The following is a 22,476-nucleotide window of genomic DNA, read 5'->3' as shown; positions in this document are numbered from 1 at the left end:
TGCAGACCAGGCACTCCCCGGTCGATACTCCGCCGCGTGACCACGTCAACCGACGGCGACGACCTCGCCAGCATCCTCATCACGCTCGTGTGCAGCCGCGACGCGACACGCCACCAGGTCGTCGTCACCGCTTCTTCCGACGTGCGCTGGGGCGACCTACGTCCGCATCTGACGCCGCACCTGCCGTTGCCCGTCGACGTGTACGCAGGCGCAGTCCGCGTGGACGACGACGCGGTCCTGGGCAGCTCGCCACTCATTCATGGCGTCGTCCTGACCGACCGTCCGCGTGCGACCTCGCCGTCGGGACTGCTCGAGGTCGCGGTCGCTGAAGGGCCGGACGCCGGTGCCGTCGCTGCGGTGACCGCGTCAACCGTCCGCATCGGACGTGCGCCCACCGAGACCGTGAGTGTTGCTGACCCTGACCTGTCACGTTCGCACCTCCTGCTTGAGATCGCGCACGGTCAGGTGCGCGCGACTGACCTGGGCTCGACCAACGGCACCTGCGTCGACGACGACCGGCTGGCGGCAGGCGTACCTCGTGACGTCCGCGTCGGTCAGCGAATCATGGCTGGTAGCAGCACTTTTCGGCTGCAGACCGCTGCTCGGGCCGAAGCCCGAATGGCCGTGGTGGCCGGCCGCCGGCAGATCCATCGGGCGCCTCGAGAGCCGGTACGTCTGCCAGAGATCGAGCTGCACCTGCCCAGCGCCCCACGAGGGCACGGCAACGATCGTCTGCCCTGGCTGATGATGCTGCTGCCGATCCCTCTTGCCGTGGTGATGGCGCTGGCCATGAAGTCGATGATGATGCTCGGCTTCGGGCTGATGAGTCCCGTGATGATGCTGGGCCAGTACCTGCACGACCGGCGCACGGGGCGCGCCGACGGCCGACGCGACCAGGCGTCGTACGACCGGGAGCGCCACCGGGTGGAGGGGCGCCGCGAGGAGGCGGTCGAGGCAGCCGTGACCCTGCGCCGCCGCCTGGCGCCCGACCTGGCCGAGATGCGTGCGATGGCCTCCCGCGGACGCCTCTGGCCGCGGCGACCAACCGATGGCGATCACCTCTGGTGGCGCGTCGGCACGGGGATCGTGCTCGTGGGCGTGACTGTCTACGACCCCGACGGCGAGCCCGACGAGGCGACCCGTGGCGGATGCCCGGTGATGGTGTCTCTCGCCGAGCACCGCGTCGTCGGCCTGAGCGGAGCGACCGCCCTGCTGCGGGCGGCCGTTGACGGCTTGCTCGGTCAGCTCGCAGTGCTGCACTCACCCCTGTTCGTGCACGTCGTGGTGGTGCTCGCCGATCGGGCGACCCGGCCGGCATGGGCGTGGGCCGGCTGGCTGCCCCACCTGTCCCGCGACCTGGCCGACCCGGCGACCGTCCTCGTCGTGGGTGAGGACGACGAGCTCATCGCGCACCATCTCGGCGACCGCTCCGTCGCCGTCGAGGAGCGGCTCGGACACACGGCGCCACCGGTCCGCACCGTGCTGATCCTGGACGGTGCGCGCCGCCTCGTCCGGCATCCCGTCATCGCCGGGGTGCTCGCTCATGGGCACGAGCACGGCGTCACGGTGGTCGCGGTCGACGAGCGGCGCGAGCACCTTCCTGCCGAGTGTGCCGTGACGGTCGACCTGGTGTCGGCCACCCAGGCACTCCTACGTGGCGAGCTGAGCCAGGGGTTCACGCCGGACCTGCCAGCGGCAGGCTGGACGCTCGGCATCGTCGATGAGATCACCTCCTGCGTGGACGTCACGCCAACCTCCGAGGATGCCGGACCTCCTTCAGCAGCAAGGCTTCTCGACCTCATACAGGGGGCGACCGATGCACAGGCTCTGGCCGATGGCTGGGCGAGCGAGCGGCGTACGACCCGTGCCCTTCTGGGACTGGGCGCCGACGGTCGGGTGACGATCGACCTGGCCTCCGACGGACCGCACGCCCTGATCGGCGGTACGACAGGGTCCGGCAAGTCCGAGCTGCTCCAGACCCTCATCGCCTCGCTCGCCGTCGGCAACCGGCCGGACGAGATGGTCTTCGTGCTGGTCGACTACAAGGGTGGGGCAGCGTTCAAGGACTGCGCTCGGCTGCCGCACACGATCGGCCTGGTCACCGACCTCGACGCCCACCTCACCCAGCGCGCCCTGACCTCACTCGACGCCGAGATCCATCGACGCGAGCGCTTGCTCGGATCGGTTGGCGCCAAGGACCTCGACGACTACCAGGGCATGGCGGACGTAGCGCCGCTCCCCCGGCTCGTCCTGGTGATCGATGAGTTCCGGGTGCTGGCCGAGGAGCTGCCCGACTTCATCGACGGCCTGGTGCGCATCGCGGCCGTCGGGCGCTCCCTCGGCATCCACCTGGTGCTCGCGACCCAGCGTCCTGGCGGCGTCGTGTCCACCGACATCCGAGCCAACGTCAACCTGCGGATCGCCCTGCGCGTCCGGGACACGGCCGATTCCGATGACGTCATCGACTCACCGGCCGCGGCACGCATCTCGAGTCGGACGCCGGGCCGCGCCATCCTGCGATCGGCGTCGTCTCCCACCGTGACCTTCCAGACGGCCAGAGTGGGCGGGCACGCGCTGGGTGCCGCAGGATCCGTCACCGTCTGGCCGGTCGACCCGATCACCGGTCGAGCGCTGCTGCCGCCACCAAGCGAGACGCCCGCGGGTGCGACCGACCTGCAGTGCCTCGTCGACGCCACTGTCGAGGCAGCACGGATGGCTGACATCCCAGCGGTGGTCTCGCCATGGCTCGCTCCGCTGGACGGCACGTGCACCATCGACGGACTCGCCCCGACACACCGCCTGCTCGACCGACTGGACGACGAGCCGGTCCAGGTGACGACGGCACACGCTCGTCTGGGCCTGGTCGACCTGCCACACCTCCAGCGTCAGGACCCGCTCGGCTGGGACCTGGCCGGCGGGCACCTGGCCGTTGTGGCCGGTCCGCGCTGCGGCAAGACCACCGCCTTGCGCACCCTGTGCACGGATCTCGCAGTCCGCTGCACACCGGATGAGCTCCACCTCTACGTCCTCGACCCGAGCGGGTCCTTGCGCGCGCTCCACGACTTCCCGCACGTCGGTGCGGTCATCGGTCGCGACGACGAGGGCGCCGGCGTGCGCCTCATCACCTGGCTCGCGGAGGAGATCGCCCGGCGTCAGGCGCTGCTGGCCGCCGAGCACCATGCCGACCTCACCGAGCATCGCGCCGCCCGAGAGGCCGCAGGCGTCGCCGCGGAGAGCCTGCCCCGGATCCTGGTCGCAGTCGACGGCTGGGAGGCGTTCGCGGAGACCTACGAAGCGATCGAGAACGGGCGGGTCAACGACCTCTTCCTGGAAGTTCTGCGGGACGGCGTGGCCGCCGGCATCCATGTCGTCCTCACCGGCGGACGCAGCCTGCTCTCGTCACGGGTGTCCGCCACGCTCCAGCACCGCCTCTGTCTGCGGATGGCCGACGAGATGGACCTGCTCATGGCCGGTCTGCGTTCGGACCAGGTGCCCGCCGACATGCCACCGGGCCGCGCGCTTCTTCTGCCCGATGCTCAAGAGGTCCAGCTCGCCCTGCTGGACGCCGACGCGTCCGGGCGTGCGCAGGCCGCCGCGGTTCAGCACGGTGCGTCATCGATGCCCCCTCCGGCTGGCACGCCACCGCGACGGTTCGCATCGTTGCCGGACTCGGTCTCGTTGGCCGACCTGACGGGCGGAGCGGATGACCCCAGCCCGGTGCTTGGTCTGGGCGGCGAGAACCTCGATGTCGTCGGTCTGAGCCGTGACCCGACCTGGGGCCTCGCCGGGCTCGTGTGCGGCCCTCCCGGCAGCGGCCGTACGACCACCCTCCTCACCCTGGTGGGCCAGCTGCGCGACACGTCGCCCATCCTGTGGCTCACCGGCGGTGCACTGCCGGACCAAGGCCTCCCGTCCGGGGCGACGCACGTCGAGTGGGACGACACCGACGCCGTCTGGTCGCACCTCGAGGCGCACCCCGACACCGTGCTGGTGCTCGATGACCTCGAGCAGATCGTCAGCGATCAGGTGCAGGACATGGCCGTCGAGCACCTGCGCCGGTGCCGCTCCAGCGGAGGCGGACTCCTCGCGGCCGGCACGACCCGCGACCTCGAGGGCGCCTACCGCGGCGTGGCGCACGAGCTCCGGCGGCGCCAGACCGGTCTGATCCTGCAGCCGGACCGACACGACGGCGAGCTGCTGGGCGCGAGGCTGCCCGACGTACGCCGACGGGTCCCGGGCCGTGGTGTCCTCGTCGTGCGCGGTCGTGCGGTGGAGGTCCAGGTCGCCAGATGACACATGCGACAGGCACGCCGCACGGTGCCAGGGCGAGCAGGCATACTGGCGCACATCTGTGCACACCACGGCCCGCGGCAGCTCGTTCGCAGGGCCACCGGAGGGGAGAACATGTCGGCTCGTCGCAGCACCGCCACCATCGCCGCGGGTCTGCTCGCCCTGACGCTCGCGACCACCGCGTGCAGCGGAGGCGGAGGCAATGGCAAGTCGGGTGGCGGCCCGGTCCCGACGGCCTGGAGCGCAGGCGACGCCTCCAACAAGCAGGACAAGCCGGGTGAGCAGGAGCAGGGCGGCAACCGCAAGGTCGTCCCGTCGGCCACCTCTTGGCAGGACATGAAGCTCGCACCCGACTCGGCCATGGTCGACTTCGCGTCCTGGCCGGACGCCAACGAGCTCTACGCCAGCGATCAGCTGACCGGCATGCTCCCGGAGTCCAAGAGCCTGCAGCTGACCCCGTGCAGCTTCGGGTCGATCGACGGCGGAGGCATGACGCCCAAGAACGCCAACTGCACCGTCTCGGTCAAGGTCAACGAGGGCAAGTACGACGACGCCAAGTCCAAGATGAAGGTCCACCTTCGCGGCATCGGCGCCGACAGCGAGGTCACCAAGGCGTGGGACAAGGCCCGCGACGGATACCGCGCGGAGAATGTGAGCCAGGACGTCTTCTACCAAGACGGGACCTACGGCGCGCGGCGCGCGCTCTTCCGACAGAAGGGCCTCGGCTCGTTCGTGATCTCCGACGGTCAGGTGGCCGCGTGGATCGACATCGAGTTCGTCGGCTTCGACTTCCTCACCGCGCCGGCCGGCGGCGGCGTGGGCGATGTGGTCCGCAAGCAAATCTTCCCGATCGCCGTGCAGGACCTCGTCGGTAAGCTGCCCCGGAAGTTCGCATGAGTCGCCGCCTCACCGTGGGCGCGGCCGTCGCGGCCCTCACGCTCACCGTTGTGCCGGCCTACGCCGCTTCCCAGGGCTCGGCCGCGCCACGCTCGGCGCCGGCCGCTACGCCGACCCGCTTCACCAGTCCTCCGGCGGTCCCGGGCACCGGGTCGCCGACGCCTCCGAGCGGTACGACGCCGACCGGCACCGCCACCGCCACCACTCCCCCAGCGCCCAAGCCTTACGTCCCGCCTGCGGACGCGGCCGGAGCCGTCACGGCTACTGCCGTCAAGATCACACCCGAGGGCGCGTTCGCGGTCCGCAGCGACCCGACCGGCAAGCAGCCGCTCGATGCGACCTGGCCGGACGCCTCGACCCTTTTCACGGCGAAAGAGCTGGCCCAGGTCCTGCCTGGCCTGACCGCCATCCGGGCACATGACTGCTCCACCAGTCAGATCACGGGTGGCAAGTCGTCCGCCCACAGCACGCGCTGCACGCTCGACCTGACGATCAAGGGCGAGCCGCGCGACAACCAGAGCAAGCTGCTGGTCAACATCCGCGGCTTCGGCCTCCCGATGCCCATCGGCCAGAGCTGGGCCACCACGGACGCCGAGCAGCGGCAGCGTTCGGTCAAGCGACCGGGTCTCTACACGTTCTACAAGAACGGCAGCCTCGGCGCGGCCGCCGCCCAGACCGACGGCACCACGACTCGAGCTCTGCTGCAGCAGGGGACTGTCGCGGGCCAGGTGTGGTTCAGCGGGATCGGCTTCGCCCACCTCAAGCCGGACTACCTCGCCTCGCGCCAGGACTACCGCCAGCGCGTGGTCCCGGCTCTGGTCCAGCTGCTGGCTGCCAAGCTGGCGGCTGACACCTCAGCCGGCTGACGCCTCAGTCCAGGTCGGCGCGCGGCACCAACAACGCCGCGAGCAGAGTCGCGATCGCACAGACGAGCACCACGACGCCGACCACCGTGGCGCCGCCGCTCACCATGGACGCGCCCACCGGCAGCAGCAGCGCATTCCAGACCAGTGTGGGCGTACGGGCGACGGCCTTGCCGTGCAGGAGAGCCCAGGCCAGAGCCGCCGCGCAGGCGGCAAAAACGAGCACCAATGCGGCCTCGGTCAGTGCCTGAGTCACCCCATCGGCATGCCCGGTGATGACCTGCGCAAGGGCGATCACCACCAGGACGACGAGCGCTGCCGCTTGTGCGGCCATGAGAAAAGCCGCTGCTCGAACGGCCATAGCGCTGGATGTAGTGGCAGGATCTGGCGAGGACGACGTCACAAGCGGGCAGGGTAGTCGCCTCGTGGGGTGTGACCGAGACCTCATCTTCGGTACCGAAAAATTCTCCCAAAGGCCTTGTGTGCTCCTGTGCAGATCTGTGACAGTTGGGGAACAGTCTGTGACCGGCGGGCGTTGCCCGGGTGTCGGAGTCGAGAAGTCTCTTCTGGAGATCGATCACCCACTGGGCCCCCCAGCCCTTCCGACGAGGCCGAGGACTGCCTGACATCCACTGCGAGCAACACCGCATCGCGACGCGCCTGTGCGCGTACGAAACAAGGCTAAAGGAGCAACACCCCATGGATTGGCGCAACCGCGCTGCGTGTTTGGACGAGGACCCGGAGCTGTTCTTCCCGATCGGCAACACCGGTCCCGCCCTGCAGCAGATCGAGGACGCCAAAGTGGTGTGCCGTCGCTGCGAGGTCGTAGACACCTGCTTGAAATGGGCCCTCGAGACCGGCCAGGATGCCGGCGTCTGGGGCGGTCTCTCCGAAGACGAGCGCCGCGCTCTCAAGCGCCGCAATGCTCGCGCCCGCCGCGCCGGCTGACCCCGAGCGCAGCTACAGCCCCCGGTCCTCTTCCGGGGGCTCGTCTATGCCGGCCGAGCCGGCCTCGGTCGTACGCGGCCGCAGCCGGGCGTCGAACGTCACCTTGGTGCCATTCGGCTGGGCAGCGCCCCACGTGATCTGACCGCGCAGGTCCTGCACCAGGGACAGCACGATCTGGGTCCCGAGCCCGCCGTTGCCCGGCACGAAGCCGACCGGCAGCCCCGGACCGTCATCGGTGACGCTGACCTGCAGGACCTCATCGCCGTCCACCTGGACTCGGCGGGCGTCCACCGCGACCGTCCCGTCGCGATCGGCCAGACCGTGCTCGACGGCGTTGTGCACCAGCTCCGCCAGCACCATCGCCAGCACGGTCGCGTCCTCCGAGGACAGCACGCCGAACGAACCCGTGGTCACCCCGCGCACGCGGACAGCCGTCCGGTTGGCCACCTCGATGGCCGCCTTCAACCCGCGTAGCGCGATCACGTCGAAGTCGACCGAGTCCTCAAGGTGGGTGCTCAACGTCTCGTGCACCAGCGCGATCGTCGCGACGCGGCGTACGGCATCATCCAGCGCCGCCTTCGCGCCCGGGTCGTCAAGCCGTCGCGACTGCAGCCGCAGCACCGCCGCCACCGTCTGCAGGTTGTTCTTGACCCGGTGGTGGATCTCGCGGATCGTCGCGTCCTTGGTCAGCAGCTCCTGCTCGCGCCGTCGCAGCTCGCTGACATCGCGGACGAGCAGCACGGCGCCGACCCGTTTGCCCGCCTCCGACAGCGGGATGGAGCGCACCGTGACGTTGGCGCTGCGCGATGGCAGCTCGGTCGCCCACGGGAGCGCACCGGCGAGCACGGGCATGAGCTCTTCGTCCAGTGGCCCGGTGCGCGGCAGCAGCCCCGACAGCGCGTTCGCCAGTCGTACGCCGACCAGCTCGCCGCCGTAGCCCAGCCGGTGGATCGCCGAGACCGCGTTGGGGCTGGCATAGGTCACCTTGCCCTCACGGTCCAGCCGCAGCACACCGTCGCCGACGCGCGGTGCACCCCGGCGCCGACCGGTGTGGCCGCCCCTGGTCGGGAACTCCCCCGTTGAGATCATCCGGGCGAGCGCGTCCGCGGTCGCCAGATAGGTGACCTCGAGCCGGCTCGGGGTACGCATGGAGGCCAGGTTGGTGTGCCGGGTCACCACGGCGACCGGGTCACCTCCGGCTCGGGCGACGACCGGGATCGACTCCTCACGCACGGGAGTGTCGTCCCGCCACAGCGTCTGAGGCGCGCGTACGAGACGGTTGTGGGTGAACGCCTGGTCGACCGGGCCGATGCGACTGCGGTCGATGTCCTGCCCGACCAAGTCCTCGAGGAAGACACCTACGCCCGTCGTCGGACGGACGTGGGCCGCCGCCGTCCAACCCCCACCTTCGCGCGGGACCCAGAGGACCAGGTCGGCGAAGGACAGGTCGGACAGCAGCTGCCAGTCGCCCACCAGCTGGTGCAGCCAGTCGGCAGCCGCCGCGTCCAGCCGGGTGTGCTCAGCCAGGACGTCATTCATGGTGGGCACGGGCCGAGCCTAGGTCAGGTCAGGTGGCCGACCCCGACCGGATCACGGTGCGCAGCGTGCGCAGCGCGACCGACAGTGGCGCGAGACCGGGGTGGTCCAGCTCGCCGATGCCCGCGAGCGCCTGCTCTCCGCGGGTGATCGCGGCATCGTTGGCACCCGACCACTGACTGACTCGCTCGGTCGCTGGGAGGTCGCGGGGCGTACCGGCCAGGACCGCGCCGGTCAGCGCGTCGAGCACGGCGTAGAGGTCATCGCGTACGGCCCCGCGCGCCAGCGCGTCCCAGCGGTCATCACGCGGCAGCTGGGAGACCGACGACAGCATGCGGTCGATGCCAAGACGCTCCGACAGCGTGAAGTAGAGCTCGGCGACCGACTTCGCCGACTCGCCCGTGGCCCGTGCCTGCTCGGCGATGTCGAGCAGCGAGAACGTGTCGAGGATGGTCGCGCCCCGCTCGGCCAGCTCTCGGGGCACGCCGCCCTCAGCGAACCGGGTCGAGGCATTGCGCTCCCACCGGTCGTGCTCGGCACCCTGCAGCAGCTGGGGCAGCTGGGGTGCCAGCTCGGAGACCACACCCTGGAACCGCTCGATCTCAGCGCCCACGTCGAGGTGGGTGGGCCGGCTGTGCAGGATCCACCGCACCGACCGGTCGATGAGGCGACGGAACTCCAGGTAGAGGCCCGTCTGTGCCGAGGTCGGCACCTTGTTGTCCAGCGCCTCGACCGCGGCCACGAAGTCAGCCAGCCCGAAGACCTCACGCGCGATGACGTAGGCGCGGGCGATCTGCTCCGGGGACGCGCCGGTCTCCTCCCCCGCGCGGAAGGCGAAGGTGATGCCCCCACGGTTGATCATGCTGTTGGCCACGGCGTTGATGACGATCTCGCGGCGCAGCGGGTGCTCCCGCAGCTGGTCGGCGTAGCGCTCCCGCAGCGCCTCCGGGAAGTAGCCGCGCAGCGTCTGCTCGAACCACGGGTCGTCGGTGAGCTCGCTCTCGGCCAGGTCGGCCTTCAGCGCGAGCTTGGCGTAGGCCACCAGCACCGAGAACTCCGGCGAGGTGAGGCCAAGACCGGCATCGGCACGACGCTTGAGCTCGGCCTTGCTCGGCAGGAACTCCAGGTCGCGGTCCAGCTCGCCGCGCTTCTCCAGCCAGCGGATCAGCCGGACGTGCACGGGCAGCATCGCGTGCTCCTGCGCGCGGGCGTTGCCCAGCAGGGTGTTCTGCTCATAGTTGTGCCGCAGCACCTGTCGCGTCACGTCGTCGGTCATCGACTGCAGCAGCTCGTTGCGCTGCTCGAGCGTCAGGTCGCCGCTGCGCATCCGGTCGGTCAGCAGGATCTTGATGTTGACCTCGTGGTCGGAGGTGTCGACACCGGCGGAGTTGTCGATTGCGTCGGTGTTGACGTGTACGCCGTGGCGCGCCGCCTCGATCCGCCCCAGCTGGCTCGCGCCGAGGTTGCCGCCCTCGCCGATCACCTTGCAGCGCAACTGTTTTCCGTCGACGCGGATCGCGTCGTTGGCGCGGTCACCGATGTCGGTGTTGGTCTCGATCGCGGACTTGATGTAGGTGCCGATGCCGCCATTCCAGAACAGGTCCACCTTGGCGAGCAGGATCGCCTCCATCAGCTCGGCCGGCGTCATCTTGGTCGCGCCGCCCTTGATGTGCAGCGCGTCGGCTGCCTCCTGGCTGATCTTGATCGACTTGGCCGACCGCGGCCAGATGCCGCCGCCCTCGGAGATGAGACTGGTGTCGTAGTCCGCCCAGGACGAGCGCGGCAGGTCGAACAGCCGGCGGCGCTCGGCGTACGACGTCGCGGCCACGGGCTGCGGGTCGATGAAGATGTGGCGGTGGTCGAACGCCGCGACCAGCCTGATGTGCTCCGACAGGAGCATGCCGTTGCCGAACACGTCACCGCTCATGTCGCCGATGCCGACGACCGTGAAGTCCTCGGTCTGGCAGTCGACGCCGAGGTCGCGGAAGTGACGCTTGACCGACTCCCAGGCGCCACGGGCGGTGATGCCCATGGCCTTGTGGTCATAGCCCGCCGATCCGCCGGAGGCGAAAGCGTCGTCCAGCCAGAAGCCGAAGTCCTGCGCGACGCCGTTGGCGATGTCGGAGAACGTCGCGGTGCCCTTGTCCGCGGCCACCACGAGGTAGGTGTCGTCGGGGTCGTGCCTGACCACACCCTGTGGTGGCACGACCTCGCCCGCGACGAGGTTGTCCGTGATGTCGAGCAGACCGGAGATGAAGCACTTGTATGACGAGATGCCCTCAGCCAGCCAGGCGTCGCGATCGCTGGAGTCCGGCAGCTGCTTGGCGACGAACCCGCCCTTGGAGCCGGTCGGCACGATGACGGCGTTCTTGACCGTCTGCGCCTTGACCAGGCCGAGGATCTCGGTCCGGAAGTCCTCGCGTCGATCGCTCCAGCGCAGCCCACCGCGGGCCACCTTGCCGAAGCGCAGGTGCACACCCTCGACCCGCGGGCTGTAGACCCAGATCTCGAACATCGGCCGCGGGCTGGGCAGCCCTGGGACCTCCTTGCAGTCCAGCTTGAGGCTGACGACCGGACGACGGTTGCCCTCCTCGTCACGCTGAAAAGCGTTGGTACGCAACGTTGCTCGCATCACGCCCATGAACGCGCGGATGATCCGGTCGTGGTCCAGGCTCGCGACGTCCTCGAGGTCGGCCTCGATGCGGCGTACGACGTCCGCCTCGCCCGCAGCGCGGTCACCGCCTTCGAAGGCCGGGTCGAAGCGCACCTCGAACAGCTCGACCAGAGCGCGCGCCAGGTCGACGTTGCCGACCAGCGCGGAGATCAGGTAGTCCTGGCTGAAGGTGAAGCCGATCTGGCGCAGGTACTTGGCCACGCAGCGCAGCACCACCACCTGACGCCAGGTGAGACCGCCTTGGAGCACGAGAGCGTTGAACCCATCGCTCTCGGCCTCGCCGTCCCAGACCGCGGAGAACGCGTCCTGGAACACCTCACGGATCGAGGCCACGCCGGCGTCGTCGCTCCCCCAGACCGTGGCGTCAGGCGCCATCAGGCCGAAGTCGTAGACGTAGACCTCGGTGCCGTCGGCGCGATGCATGGCGTAGGGCCGCTCGTCAGACACCTTGACGCCAAGATCGGTGAACACCGGAAGGACGTCGGTGAGGATGAGCTTGGAGCGACGGAACAGCTTGAAGCGGCGTACGCGCTCGTCGGCTCCCGGCTCGCGGTAGAGCGTGAGCAGCGTGTGGTCCTCGCCGTCCAACGCCTCGATGCGACGCAGGTCGGCGACGCCCTGACGCGGCGTGAAGTCTTCCTTGTAGGCCTCCGGGAAGGCCCGCGAGTAGAGGCTGATCACCCGTGCGGCCGCGTCGTCACCGTCCTCGGCGCGCGACATGTCGCCGAGCCGCTCACCCCAGGTGCGGGTGGCGTCGATGAGCCGCTGCCGCAGCGAGTCCTCGTTGACGTCGGGAATCGCGGCACCGCGCTTGACCCGGACGACGAAATGGATCCGGGCCAGGATCGCATCGCTCACGCTGGTGGTGTAGTCGACCGTCTGCGCGTCGAACACCTCGCGCAGGATCTTCTCCATGCTGAGTCGGACCGTGGTGTTGTAGCGGTCGCGCGGCAGGTAGACCAGGGCCGAGACGAACCGGCCGTAGTCGTCCTTGCGCAGGAATAGGTGCGACTGCCGACGCTCCGAGAGCCGCAGCACCTTGGTCGCCACCGCGTAGAGGTGCTCGGAGCTGGTCTGGAACAGCTCGTCGCGCGGGTAGGTCTCCAGCACCTGGAGCAGGTCCTTGCCCGAGTGGCTGTCCGGGGCGAACCCGGCCCGGGCGAGCACCTTGGTGATGCGCTCACGCACGATCGGCACCCGGCGTACGGACTCGGTATAGGCACTGGAGGTGAACAGTCCGAGGAAGCGCTTCTCACCGGTGACGTTGCCGTCGGCGTCGAACATCTTGAGGCCGATGTAGTCGAGGTAGGCCGTGCGGTGCACAGTCGCGCGCGAGTTGGCCTTGGTGATGATCAGCAGCTGCGGATCACGCGCCGTGGCGCGCGCCTCGGGCGTCAGCCGACTGAAGCTGTCGGACTTGCTGCCCGGCCGGTCCCAGCGCAGGATGCCCAGGCCGGTGCCGGGGACGGTGCGCAGGACGTCCTCGCCGTCGACGTTGTCGAGGGCGTACTCCTTGTAGCCGAGGAACGTGAAGTGGTCATCGGCCAACCACCGCAGGAAACCTTGCGTGCGCTGGACGATCTCGGTCGGGACGCTCGTCGGGGGCGCAGACTCCAGCTCCGCGACCATGTCCTCGCACTCCGCGTGCATCTTGGGCCAGTCCTCGACGGCGTCACGGGCATCCCGGATCACCGCTTCGAGGGCCTTGACCAGCGCGTCGTCGGCAGCCTGGTCGGGCCCGAGGTCGATCTCCAGGTGCATCCAGGACTCATCGATCGCCCCGGCCTCGCCGTTGGCCGGTCCGGGTGCCGGATCGACGTCGCGGATCTCCTCGATGTCGCCGACGGCGTTGCGTCGGACCACGAGCTGAGGGTGGATGAGCAGGTGGACGTCGCGGTCGTGCTTGGCCAGGGCCGCCGTCACGGAGTCGACGAGGAAAGGCATGTCGTCGGTGACGACCTGGAGCACGGCGTACGAGCAGGTCCAGCCGTCCTGCTCGTCGCTCGGGTGGAAGATCCGCACCCGTGACGTGCCGTTGGGTCGGTGCTCGGCGAGCTCGCGGTGGCTGCGGATGATTCCGGCCAGCATGGGCGACCCGCACTCGGAGAGGTCGTCCTCGGCTACGTGCCGGAAGTAGCGACCGATCAGCCAGCCGGGGATGTCACCCCCGACGTCGTCGAGCTTCGCGGTCTCGCGAAGGATGTCGTCCCGGGACTGCACGACTGCAGACATTGGAGCTCTCTACCTCATCCACCAGCAGGGCATGGCCCACGTCGTTGTGCGCCTTGCCGAGCGTAACGCTGAGTCGGCCTGATGCCCGACACGGGTCGAGCCGTGGGACCGGAACGCCGGGCGGTGCCTGTGGGTGACCATGGCCGCGAGGCCGTCAGGCGTTTATGGTGCGACTGTGACCTCATCGCCTGCGTTGCTCGCGACCCGCGTCGCGGGTGTCGTTCCTCGGCTCCTCGCGGTGCAGGTGGAGCCGGCCGAGACCGAGACCGCAGATGTCGTCGACGAGGCCGTCGAGCGCCTCGCGGAGGCACTTCTGACCTGGCACGACGAGCTGGTCGAGGGCCGGTCCCACGGCCTCCTGCCGAGCGCGAGCACGGCGTACGACCTCGCGCCCGCCCGCGCATCGCGGCGGCTCGCGCACGCCATCCGGGCCGGACGCGTACCCGGCAACCCGATCAGCACCCAGACCGCGGCCGGTGAGCTACGGCAGATCCGGGGCGTCGTCGACGAGATCGCCGCGCAGGTCGAGGACGAACGGCTGCGATCCGGCGGCGACGAGCTGAGTCACGCGTTGAGCCGGCTGGCCAAGGCGCTCACCAAGCAGTCCGACGTCGTGCGCGACGAGGCTGCGCGACTGGTCCGGCTGCAGACCGCTCCCCCGCAGGACACGGCGGGTGAGCCGACCGACGCGACGGCGGTCGATCAGCTGCTCGGCCGTGTCGTGCGCGCCGAACACCGGCTCCAGAAGGTTGCCGTGGCTACCCTGCGGTCATGAAGATCACTGTCGACTGGACCTACGACGCACCGCCTGCCGAGGTATGGGCGATGACCGCGAGCAAGGACTTCCAGGACCGCAAGTGCAAGGAAGCCGGCGCCGCGTCGTACCAGACGAGCGTGACCGCGGACGGTGACCGGACGGTCATCGTGGCCACGCGCGAGATGGCGACCGACGGCGTCCCCGAGCAGCTGCGGGCCGTCGTCGGCCGGACCGTCACCATCACCGAGACCCAGACCTGGGGCCCTGACCGCGGCGACGGATCGCGCGAGGCCACGATCCAGGTGGTGATGAAGGGTCAGCCGGTCGGGATGGAGGGCCGCGCCGTCTCACGTCCCGAAGGCAGCGGGACGCGCATCGTCATCGACGGTGATGTCAAAGCGCGTATCCCGCTGTTCGGCGGCCGGGTCGAGAAGGCTGTCGCCCCGGTCATCAAGGCCGCAGCGAGCTCAGAGGCGGCGGTCGGCCGCGAGTGGCTCGCAAACGCCGGTTGACCTAGGCCTGGTGCGGGTAGGTGTAGTCCGTCGGCGGGACGAACGTCTCCTTGATCGAGCGGGTGCTCGTCCAGCGCACGAGGTTCTGCGCGGCGCCCGCCTTGTCGTTGGTGCCTGATCCGCGCGCACCACCGAACGGCTGCTGCCCGACGACCGCACCCGTCGGCTTGTCGTTGATGTAGAAGTTGCCCGCGGCGTAGCGCAGCCGTGCCATCGCGTCCGCGACGACCGCCCGGTCCTGGGCGATGATCGAGCCGGTGAGGGCGTACGGCGCGAAGGACTCCATCTGGTCCAGCACCTTGTCGTACTGCCGGTCTGGGAAGACGTGCACCGCAAGGATCGGACCGAAGTACTCGGTCGAGAAGACCTGGTTCTCAGGGTTGCTCACCTCAAGCACCGTCGGCCGCACGAAGTAGCCGACCGAGTCGTCGTACGTGCCGCCCGCGATCACGTCGATGTCGGCGTGCGCGTGCGCCATGTCGAGCGCTTCCTTGTGCTTGGCGAACGCCCGCGAGTCGATGACCGCGCCCATGAAGTTGGACAGGTCGGTGACGTCACCCTGGGTGATGCCCTCGGTCAGCGAGACGAGGTCCTTCTTGATCTTGCGCCACAGCGACTGCGGCACATAGGCGCGTGAAGCCGCCGAGCACTTCTGCCCTTGGAACTCGAACGCACCGCGAATCATGGCTGTTCGCAACACATCTGGGTCCGCGGAGGGGTGCGCCAGGATGAAGTCCTTGCCGCCGGTCTCGCCCACGAGTCGCGGGTACGTGCGGTACTTCTGCAGGTTGGAGCCGACCTCCTGCCACAGGTGCTGGAAGGTCGCGGTCGAGCCGGTGAAGTGGATGCCGGCCAGGTCGGGGTCGTTCAGCGCGACCTTGGAGACGTTGATGCCATCTCCCGTGACCATGTTGATGACACCCGGCGGCAGGCCAGCGGCCTCGAGCAGCTCCATGGTCAGCTGGGCCGCGCGCTGCTGGGTCGGCGAGGGCTTCCAGACGACGGTGTTGCCCATGAGCGCCGGCGCGGTCGGCAGGTTGCCAGCGATCGCGGTGAAGTTGAACGGCGTGATCGCGTAGACGAAGCCCTCGAGCGGGCGGTGGTCGGTGCGGTTCCACACACCACGCGAGTTGGCGACCGGCTGCTCGGCCAGCACCTGCCGGGCGAAGTGGACGTTGAAGCGCCAGAAGTCGATCAGCTCGCACGCCGCATCGATCTCGGCCTGGTACGCCGTCTTGGACTGGCCCAGCATCGTCGCCGCGTTGAGGCGCGCACGCCACGGGCCGGCGAGCAGGTCAGCCGCCTTGAGCAGGATCGCGGCGCGGTCGTCGAACGACAGCGCGCGCCAGCCGGGAGCCGCAGCCTTCGCAGCGTCGACCGCAGCCTGCGCGTCGGTGACGGTGGCGTTCTTGAGCGTGCCCAGGACCTTCTTGTGCGCGTGCGGCTGGCGGACGGCCACCGCGCGCCCTCCGCCCATGACCCGCTTGCCGCCGATCGTGTGGGGCAGATCGACCGGGGTCGAGCCCAGCTCGGCCAGGGCGACCTCGAGGCTCGCGCGCTCGGCACTGCCGGGCGCGTACTCGAGAACAGTCTCGTTCAGCGGGGTGGGGACCTGAGTGACAGCGTCCATGGGTAAGAGGCTCCTTCGGGCGACGACTTCGGCGTCCAGGTGTGGGACACCCCATCGTGGCATGGCCATCACCATGGTCCGCGCCAGCCGGTGTCCGCTCCGCGACGACGCTGCCTAGGGTGACCGGCATGGCAACGGAGCCCACAGACCTGTCGATCTCTGTCCACGGCGAGCCCGGCCCGACGGTCGTGCTGCTGCACGGATTCCTCGCCTCGGGCGCGGTGTGGGCCGATGCCGTACGACGGTGGGCCGGCTATCGCCTCGTCGTCCCGGATGCCCGCGGCCACGGCGGCTCACCCCGCCTCACGATCGAGCAGGCCAAGCCGACGGCTGCGCCGATCATGATCGCTGACGTCGTACGGATTCTGGAATCTCTTGCTGCACAAGGCGATTCGAAGAACGTGCTGGTGGGGCACTCCATGGGTGCAGGCGTCGCGGCCGGAGTCGGGGCCGAACGACCCGACCTCATCGGCGCGCTGGTGCTGGAGGACCCGGCGTGGATGCCGCTCGAACGTGCCAAGGGCTGGCGTGACGAGCACCCTGCCCAGGAGTGGGCGCAGGAGTTCCGTGATGACTTCGAAGAAGCGGTCGCTGCCTTGCGCAAGGAGCACCCGGCCTGGTCGGACGAGCTGTTACGCAGCTGGGCGACCTCCACGACGCAGATCGATCCCTTGCTCAAGCACACCGGACAGTGCGTCGCACGAACTCCGTGGGCCGACGTGGCCGCTGCTCTGACCGTGCCGACTCTCCTGGTCACCGGCGACCAGGACGACAACACCGTCAATGACGAGTCGCTGCGCATGGTGTCCGACATCAGCAATCCAGCGATTCGCGTGGCGAAGGTCGCTGACGCGGGACACTTCGTCCGCTTCGACAACCCCGAGGGCTACCACTCTGTGGTCGACCCCTTCCTCGCGGAGGCGCTGGATCAGCCCGCCTCGCCGCCGAGCCGGTAACCCTCGAAAAGCCTTCCGCCGCAACGGCTCAGCACCCCATCTGCGGCCTGGATCACGCCGGCTGGGGCGTCCCCGATGCCGAAGAGTGTCATGAAGAGGTAGTGGCCAACCATGGCGGTCTCGTACTCCTCGCTCCGCGAGTGGGCGTCCTCGTCGCCGATCATGTCGACGTCTCTGTGCCAGTCACTGAGCGCGCGCTGCAGCCCCTTGCCGCTGCCCTGCCATCGTCCTTCGAGCCCCAGCAACAGCCGCGCCGAGGCGTCCCACGCCTCGTAGGCGAGCACGCTTCTCTCCATCGGCTCGACGCTTCCCACCAGGTCGTCGACCAGGCAGGTCAGGGCGTAGCGCTGGGCGTCAATCTCGTTCTGGGACAACGGTCTTGGTCCCGCTGCGACCTCGGCGGCACACTCCGCGCGCAACTTCTCTGCGCGCTTGCCGCCGACCAGGATCACCGACTCTGCGACCAGGCGAGCCATCGTCGGCTGCCGACGTTGTTGATCCTTGGTCCGGTAGTGCGTCAGCGATGCGGGCGTCTGGACGAAGAGCTCGACCGGCAGGCCCTGCTCGATCAGCGACTCGCGGAACGGTGCGGGCGAACCGTCGAGCAGGACCGTGATGTCCAAATCGGAGGTCGCCGTCGCGTTGCCCCGCACCACGCTGCCCCCGAGCCAAGCCGCCACGACATCCGGAAACCGTTCATTCACAACACGTCTCGCGAGCTCGACCGACTCCTCGAGCGACAGAGGAAAGGGCGTGGCGCCGTCCGAACCGGCCCTATCGACGAGGTCTTGCCAAGGTTCCTCAACCGAGACCGGATGCGTTTGCTCGCGGCGCGTGGCAAGGGTCTGCGCGTCCGTCTCGAGATCGTTGCCTCGGATCGAGTGCCAGACGTTGCGGAGCTGCGTCTGCCGCACCGCGCGGCGGGCACTGCCGGGCAGATCACGGCGACGCCCATCGTCCGGCATCGGTTCATACGAGAAGAAGGCGACGTCGACCGGCGCCGTCCAACCGCGCTTGACGCGCCGCGCGAGCTCGATTGCTTGCATCAGCCGAGCTCGGCGCGGACCTGATCCAGCTCAGTCACGTCGTACCAGGACAGCTCGACATCATCGTCGCCGGTGCCGTCGTCGCCAGGATCGCCCAGGTGCAGGCTGACGACGCGCTGCAGCTCCACGATGCCCTCGACCGACACAGCGGTCTCGATTCCTTCGTCCGGCTCGCGCACCACCCCTGGGTGCATGTCCGCGGCGGCCACCAGGATGCGGTCACTGCTCGCACCGCTGGCCATGGCCGCGTCCTGCAAGGCTCCGAACTCCAGGACCTCCGGGTCCTCGGTCGGCTGGTCGCGGCGGACCTTCTCGGTGACGGCGTAGGCGTCTTGCCGCTCGCCGGGCAGCCGGTTGGTCTCCGACAGCGCCTCAAGATCCGCCGGCGTCACAGGCAGGTAGACCCGGACCATCGTCTTCATGCCAAGACCTCCTTGTCCTCGCGCAGCTCTTCGAGCGCGTCGATCAGGCACTGGCCGAGCACGTCCACGTCGGGCATCGCGTCCCGGTCCGCGTTGAGACCGAAGTAGACGCCTCCGTCGTACGACGTCAGCCCGATGGCGAGCGCCTGCCCCTTGGCCAGAGGGATCACCGGGTGGGACGCGGTCATCAGTGCGTCCGCCGCGTAGAGCGGCTGCTGCGGACCGGGCACGTTGGTGATGACCACGTTGAACAGCCGGCGCGACATCGCACTGCCGAGCCGGGCACCCAATGAGTGCAGGGTCGGCGGCGCGAAGCCGGCGAGTCCGGCGAGCGTGCTTGCGGAGACCCCCTGACCGCTCTCGATCTGCTGGTGCATGGCGTAGGCCACCTGGTGGAGCCGCATCGTCGGCCGCGACTCGCCGACGGGGAGGTCGACGAAGGACGGCACGACCTGCTCGGTCGGTCGGTCACCCTCGACGACGTGCGTGCTGACGGGCACCATCGCGCGCACCGTCTCACCCGTCGTCATCGACTCGCCACGCGTGAGCAGCCAGGCCCTCAGACCACCGGTCACTGTGGCCAGGATGACGTCGTGCACGGTGATGTCGACGGCACCCCGCGACTTGGCGACCCGGCGCCGAATGCGTTGGTAATCCTTAAGATCCGTCTCGACCATGACGAACCGGCGATGCGCGCCGACATCACGGTTGAGTGGGCTCGACGGTGCGGGCAGCGCGGCCGAACGGGCGACTGTCTGAGCGACGCCACCGACCACGGAGGCGGCGCGGCCGGCGACCTTGGTGGCATCGAGTAGTCCGGACCGGACGCCATCGAGCACGTGAGCGGGTCGGCGTACGACGTCGATGGCCGCCTGGGCGACGAGCTCGACGCTGCTGGGCTCGCGTGCCGCCCGCCAGCTGTGTGGGACGGGGTCGGCCGTCTCGACGTCGGAGTCGACGATGACCTGGCCGATGTCGATGGCGTGCACGCCGTCGACCAGCGCCTGGTGGGTCTTGGTGACGATCGCGAACCGGCCGTCCTCGAGCCCCTCGACGAGGTAGAGCTCCCAGAGCGGGCGCTTGCGGTCGAGGGCGCGGGCCTCGATCCGGCCAACGAATTCCTCGAGCTGCGCGAGGGTGCCGGGACGAGGCAGCGCCGAGCGGCGTACGTGATAGGTCACGTCGAAGTCGGCGTCGTCGATCCAGACCGGGTTGAGCAGCCGTCCCGGGATCTCTCGCACCCGCTGCCGGTAGCGCGGGACATAGGCGATCCGGTTGGTGACCAGGCTGACGAGGCGGTCGTAGTCGAACCCGTCGTCCGCGGGCTTGAAGATGAGCACGCTGCCGACATGCATCGGCGTGTTGCGATCCTCCAGGTAGAGGAAGGATGCATCCAGCGAGCTCATACGTTCGGCCACGCGCGTCATCCTGCCATCGTCACCCCGATGTCGCGCGTGCCGCGCGCCGTGACCTGAGCGGCACTCTGCGACGCAGCACCACATCGACGCCGAGCAGGACGCCCGCCAGCTCGGCCAGCGCCCGTCGTGCGGGCGAGCTGGGCGCGGCCTCGGCAAGGGTGCGCCCGGCCAGCATGGCGCTGTCGAGGGCGGGCCGATCATCCGGCACGGTGACGACGTCCCGGACGCCCGCGAATCGGTCCAGAGCCTCAGCGATCCGGCGGTCGGGCGAGCCGCCCACTGCGGATGCGCGCACCTTGGTCACCACGACACGTGGGGTGCTGGTGAAGGACTTGAGGTCATCGAGCCCGCGGACCAGGCGCTGCAGCCCGACAGGGTCCGCCGCGCCTACGGCCAGCACCTCGGTGGCTTCCCGCAGTGCGGCCGTCGTCGTGGCGTTGCGGCGAGGAGCCCGGGTGTCGTAGCTGAGCTCTTCGTCTTCTTCGAGGCAGAACCCGACATCGACGACGGTGACCTCGGCGAGGCGGCGACACTGGCGCAGGACCTCGGCGAACGCGTCCTCGCGTAGCTCGGTCCACCGGTCGGGGCGCGGTAGGCCGGTCAGCACCCGCAGACCGGGCGCTGCTTCCGGTGCGATCCCGGCCAGCCGCGGCAGATCCAGGGCCCCCGCGTCGGCGAGCCTCGTGGCTGCGGCCACCCCGGGCGCCTCGTCGAGCAGCGCAAGGTGCTGAGCCACGGACGCTCCGTAGGTGTCGGCGTCGACCAGCACGACGCTGCGCCCAAGCCTGGCGATCTCTGCCGCCAGGTTGACCGCAACGGTCGTCCGGCCCGGGGCGCCTGCCGGCCCCCAGACGACGATCAGCGCGCGCTCGTTCCGAGGCGCCTCGGGCGGGCCGACGTCGCCCGCCCAGTGCGCGGCGGGCAACGGCGCCGGCGGCCCCATGACCGACGCGGCGCCGGGTGTCGTGGCTGCGGCGCCCGTGGGCGGGCCTCCGCTCGCGCGCAGGATCGGGCCGATCGGCCCACCGAGCAGCTCGCGGCTGATCGCGTCATCCAGATCGGTCTCGTGCGCTTGTGCCAGACCCGCGTCCTGCTCGGACACCTCGGATGTCGGGGTGAGGGCGTCTGCCCAGTCGCCAGGGAGACCGTCCAACGCCACCAGGCGTTCGACGCCGAGCTGGCGCAGATGGCGCTGCTCGGCCTCGTCGCCCGCTCGATGCACGCCTGCCACCCAGCAGCCCGCCGCCCGAAGGTCAGCGACCACGGTGCGGTCCAGGCCCGGCAGGTCGGCTCCGACCACGGCCGTCTGCGCGACCTGGGCGGCACCTGCGGCGAGGAGGTCCTCCACGTCCGGGCACCGGCGTACGAGACGCAGGTCAGGAGCCAGCTCGAGCCGTGTGGCGACCTCGGCCTCGAGCGCGGCGGACACGCCGGTGAGGACGGTGACCGTCACGACGACTTCCGCAGCGGGGAGTCGGCGGTCGGGACGAGGGTGACCTTGGCCTCGGTGTTGACCGCTCCGATGACGGCGGCCACTCGGTCCTTGGGCACGAGCACGTGCACGGCCGCGTCCTGTCCGGACCCGATGCCGAAGCGTCCGTCGTCCGCCGGGACGCGCGAGACCACCGCACGCTCGATCATCCGGGTCGGCTTGGCATAGGTGGCCGCGCCGGCCACATCCCGCTTGGCGCTGACCCACACGTCGACGATCGAGCCGGGTACGAGGGCAGCGGCCAACGACGGGTCGATGCGCACCGACACAGCCTTCACCTCGACCTGCGCGGGCGATCCGATCGCCGACCGCGGCAGGAGCTCGCCCGGACGGACCTCACGGACCAGGCGGCCGGTCGGCAGGGCACGAGTGGCCGAGACGTAGGTGCTCCCGGCCCGATCGATGCGAACCCGCACCGTGCGTACGTCGTCCTTGGTGATCGGCTGGCCTGGCACCAAGGACCGGGAGGCCTGCAGCACCTCGACCGAGTTGTCGAAGCGTTGGATCACCGTCGCCCCGCCGACCGTGGCCAGCACGATGAGCAGGACGCCGATCACTAGCCGACTGTCCCGCCATGACGGCTTCTGCAGTCGTTGAGCAGCGGGTCGCGGCAGCGCCGTCTCTCCCCTGCCCGAACGTGTCTCCCCCACGGGTCCTCCTTGTTGAGTCGCACGGAGCGGCACCACATGGTGTCCTGGCCGGCGCGCGGACGGTTGGCCCACAGGGTAAGGAGTTGGTCAGGACGACGGCCGGCGATATCCACAGGCGGGTACGCCGAGCCGCGTCAGGTCGCTCTAGGCTGG

The 22,476-nt window shown here is 69.7% G+C and carries 16 protein-coding genes; 7 read left to right on the top strand and 9 right to left on the bottom strand.

Annotation, left to right across the window (positions count from 1 at the left end):
• Nucleotides 1–36: 36 nt before the first annotated feature.
• The 3 genes from VV02_RS10845 to VV02_RS10835 all read left to right on the top strand — a co-directional run bounded on the left by VV02_RS10845 (nt 37) and on the right by VV02_RS10835 (nt 6,053).
• A complete protein-coding gene (locus tag VV02_RS10845) occupies nt 37–4,293 on the top strand; it encodes a type VII secretion EssC family protein (RefSeq protein WP_052591573.1) in 4,257 nt (1,418 codons plus the stop codon).
• Between the two features lie 111 nt (nt 4,294–4,404).
• A complete protein-coding gene (locus tag VV02_RS10840) occupies nt 4,405–5,187 on the top strand; it encodes a hypothetical protein (protein WP_052591572.1) in 783 nt (260 codons plus the stop codon).
• Nucleotides 5,184–6,053 (top strand): hypothetical protein, encoded by an 870-nt coding sequence (locus VV02_RS10835; protein ID WP_052591571.1) that lies wholly within the window; start codon nt 5,184–5,186, stop codon nt 6,051–6,053. Before VV02_RS10840 ends, VV02_RS10835 begins: the two co-directional genes overlap by 4 nt.
• Nucleotides 6,054–6,057: 4 nt before the next feature.
• Here VV02_RS10835 and VV02_RS10830 read toward each other — a convergent pair whose 3' ends face one another.
• The gene (locus VV02_RS10830; protein WP_052591570.1) at nt 6,058–6,384 is read right to left on the bottom strand and encodes a hypothetical protein; all 327 of its coding nucleotides are present in this window, start codon (nt 6,382–6,384) and stop codon (nt 6,058–6,060) included.
• 365 nt (nt 6,385–6,749) lie between these two features.
• Here VV02_RS10830 and VV02_RS10825 point away from each other — a divergent pair, with 365 nt between their 5' ends.
• A complete protein-coding gene (locus VV02_RS10825) occupies nt 6,750–6,998 on the top strand; it encodes a WhiB family transcriptional regulator (RefSeq protein ID WP_052591569.1) in 249 nt (82 codons plus the stop codon).
• 12 nt (nt 6,999–7,010) lie between these two features.
• On the opposite strand, the gene VV02_RS10820 is transcribed toward VV02_RS10825, so the two are convergent.
• Complete coding sequence (locus tag VV02_RS10820) at nt 7,011–8,537, bottom strand: sensor histidine kinase (protein ID WP_169787762.1); 1,527 nt, start codon at nt 8,535–8,537, stop codon at nt 7,011–7,013.
• A 28-nt stretch (nt 8,538–8,565) separates the two neighbouring features.
• The gene (locus VV02_RS10815) at nt 8,566–13,440 is read right to left on the bottom strand and encodes an NAD-glutamate dehydrogenase (RefSeq protein ID WP_052591567.1); all 4,875 of its coding nucleotides are present in this window, start codon (nt 13,438–13,440) and stop codon (nt 8,566–8,568) included.
• 175 nt (nt 13,441–13,615) lie between these two features.
• Here VV02_RS10815 and VV02_RS10810 point away from each other — a divergent pair, with 175 nt between their 5' ends.
• Together VV02_RS10810 and VV02_RS10805 are read left to right on the top strand one after the other, a co-directional pair.
• The gene (locus VV02_RS10810) at nt 13,616–14,215 is read left to right on the top strand and encodes a hypothetical protein (RefSeq protein WP_052591566.1); all 600 of its coding nucleotides are present in this window, start codon (nt 13,616–13,618) and stop codon (nt 14,213–14,215) included.
• Nucleotides 14,212–14,709, top strand: coding sequence for a DUF2505 domain-containing protein (locus VV02_RS10805; protein WP_052591565.1), 498 nt, complete (start codon nt 14,212–14,214; stop codon nt 14,707–14,709). The genes VV02_RS10810 and VV02_RS10805 overlap by 4 nt, the downstream gene beginning before the upstream one ends.
• 1 nt (nt 14,710) lies before the next feature.
• On the opposite strand, the gene pruA is transcribed toward VV02_RS10805, so the two are convergent.
• On the bottom strand, nt 14,711–16,339 hold the full coding sequence (pruA, locus tag VV02_RS10800; RefSeq protein ID WP_052591564.1) for an L-glutamate gamma-semialdehyde dehydrogenase: 1,629 nt from the start codon (nt 16,337–16,339) through the stop codon (nt 14,711–14,713).
• A 128-nt stretch (nt 16,340–16,467) separates the two neighbouring features.
• On the opposite strand from pruA, the gene VV02_RS10795 reads away from it, so the two are divergent.
• Nucleotides 16,468–17,295, top strand: coding sequence for an alpha/beta fold hydrolase (locus tag VV02_RS10795; protein WP_157063363.1), 828 nt, complete (start codon nt 16,468–16,470; stop codon nt 17,293–17,295).
• Here the strand turns inward: VV02_RS10795 and VV02_RS10790 are convergent.
• Genes VV02_RS10790 through VV02_RS10770 form a run of 5 tightly spaced genes read right to left on the bottom strand, consistent with a single transcriptional unit; the run spans nt 17,268 to nt 22,323 of the window.
• The gene (locus VV02_RS10790; protein ID WP_052591562.1) at nt 17,268–18,341 is read right to left on the bottom strand and encodes a nucleotidyltransferase domain-containing protein; all 1,074 of its coding nucleotides are present in this window, start codon (nt 18,339–18,341) and stop codon (nt 17,268–17,270) included. The two genes, VV02_RS10795 and VV02_RS10790, sit on opposite strands and share 28 nt — an antisense overlap.
• Complete coding sequence (locus tag VV02_RS10785) at nt 18,341–18,763, bottom strand: DUF6912 family protein (RefSeq protein WP_052591561.1); 423 nt, start codon at nt 18,761–18,763, stop codon at nt 18,341–18,343. Before VV02_RS10785 ends, VV02_RS10790 begins: the two co-directional genes overlap by 1 nt.
• A complete protein-coding gene (locus tag VV02_RS10780) occupies nt 18,760–20,181 on the bottom strand; it encodes a WS/DGAT/MGAT family O-acyltransferase (RefSeq protein ID WP_052596832.1) in 1,422 nt (473 codons plus the stop codon). The genes VV02_RS10785 and VV02_RS10780 overlap by 4 nt, the downstream gene beginning before the upstream one ends.
• Before the next feature lie 19 nt (nt 20,182–20,200).
• Nucleotides 20,201–21,634, bottom strand: coding sequence for a CpaE/TadZ family protein (locus VV02_RS27335; protein ID WP_052591560.1), 1,434 nt, complete (start codon nt 21,632–21,634; stop codon nt 20,201–20,203).
• A complete protein-coding gene (locus tag VV02_RS10770) occupies nt 21,631–22,323 on the bottom strand; it encodes an SAF domain-containing protein (protein WP_169787673.1) in 693 nt (230 codons plus the stop codon). The genes VV02_RS27335 and VV02_RS10770 overlap by 4 nt, the downstream gene beginning before the upstream one ends.
• Nucleotides 22,324–22,476: the final 153 nt, after the last annotated feature.

It is taken from the genome of Luteipulveratus mongoliensis (assembly GCF_001190945.1).
Lineage (GTDB): Bacteria > Actinomycetota > Actinomycetes > Actinomycetales > Dermatophilaceae > Luteipulveratus > Luteipulveratus mongoliensis.
The sequence above is the reverse complement of the archived record's forward strand: the minus strand, read 5'-3'. Positions and strand labels throughout refer to the sequence as shown.

Bases quoted from the DNA above. Each gene is read 5' to 3' on its own strand.
- VV02_RS10835 (WP_052591571.1), top strand. From the start codon at position 5,184: ATGAGTCGCCGCCTCACCGTGGGCGCGGCCGTCGCGGCCCTCACGCTC.
- pruA (WP_052591564.1), bottom strand. From the start codon at position 16,339: ATGGACGCTGTCACTCAGGTCCCCACCCCGCTGAACGAGACTGTTCTC.
- VV02_RS10815 (WP_052591567.1), bottom strand. From the start codon at position 13,440: ATGTCTGCAGTCGTGCAGTCCCGGGACGACATCCTTCGCGAGACCGCG.
- VV02_RS10825 (WP_052591569.1), top strand. From the start codon at position 6,750: ATGGATTGGCGCAACCGCGCTGCGTGTTTGGACGAGGACCCGGAGCTG.
- VV02_RS10840 (WP_052591572.1), top strand. From the start codon at position 4,405: ATGTCGGCTCGTCGCAGCACCGCCACCATCGCCGCGGGTCTGCTCGCC.
- VV02_RS10790 (WP_052591562.1), bottom strand. From the start codon at position 18,341: ATGCAAGCAATCGAGCTCGCGCGGCGCGTCAAGCGCGGTTGGACGGCG.
- VV02_RS10785 (WP_052591561.1), bottom strand. From the start codon at position 18,763: ATGAAGACGATGGTCCGGGTCTACCTGCCTGTGACGCCGGCGGATCTT.
- VV02_RS10805 (WP_052591565.1), top strand. From the start codon at position 14,212: ATGAAGATCACTGTCGACTGGACCTACGACGCACCGCCTGCCGAGGTA.
- VV02_RS10820 (WP_169787762.1), bottom strand. From the start codon at position 8,537: ATGAATGACGTCCTGGCTGAGCACACCCGGCTGGACGCGGCGGCTGCC.
- VV02_RS10795 (WP_157063363.1), top strand. From the start codon at position 16,468: ATGGCAACGGAGCCCACAGACCTGTCGATCTCTGTCCACGGCGAGCCC.
- VV02_RS10830 (WP_052591570.1), bottom strand. From the start codon at position 6,384: ATGGCCGCACAAGCGGCAGCGCTCGTCGTCCTGGTGGTGATCGCCCTT.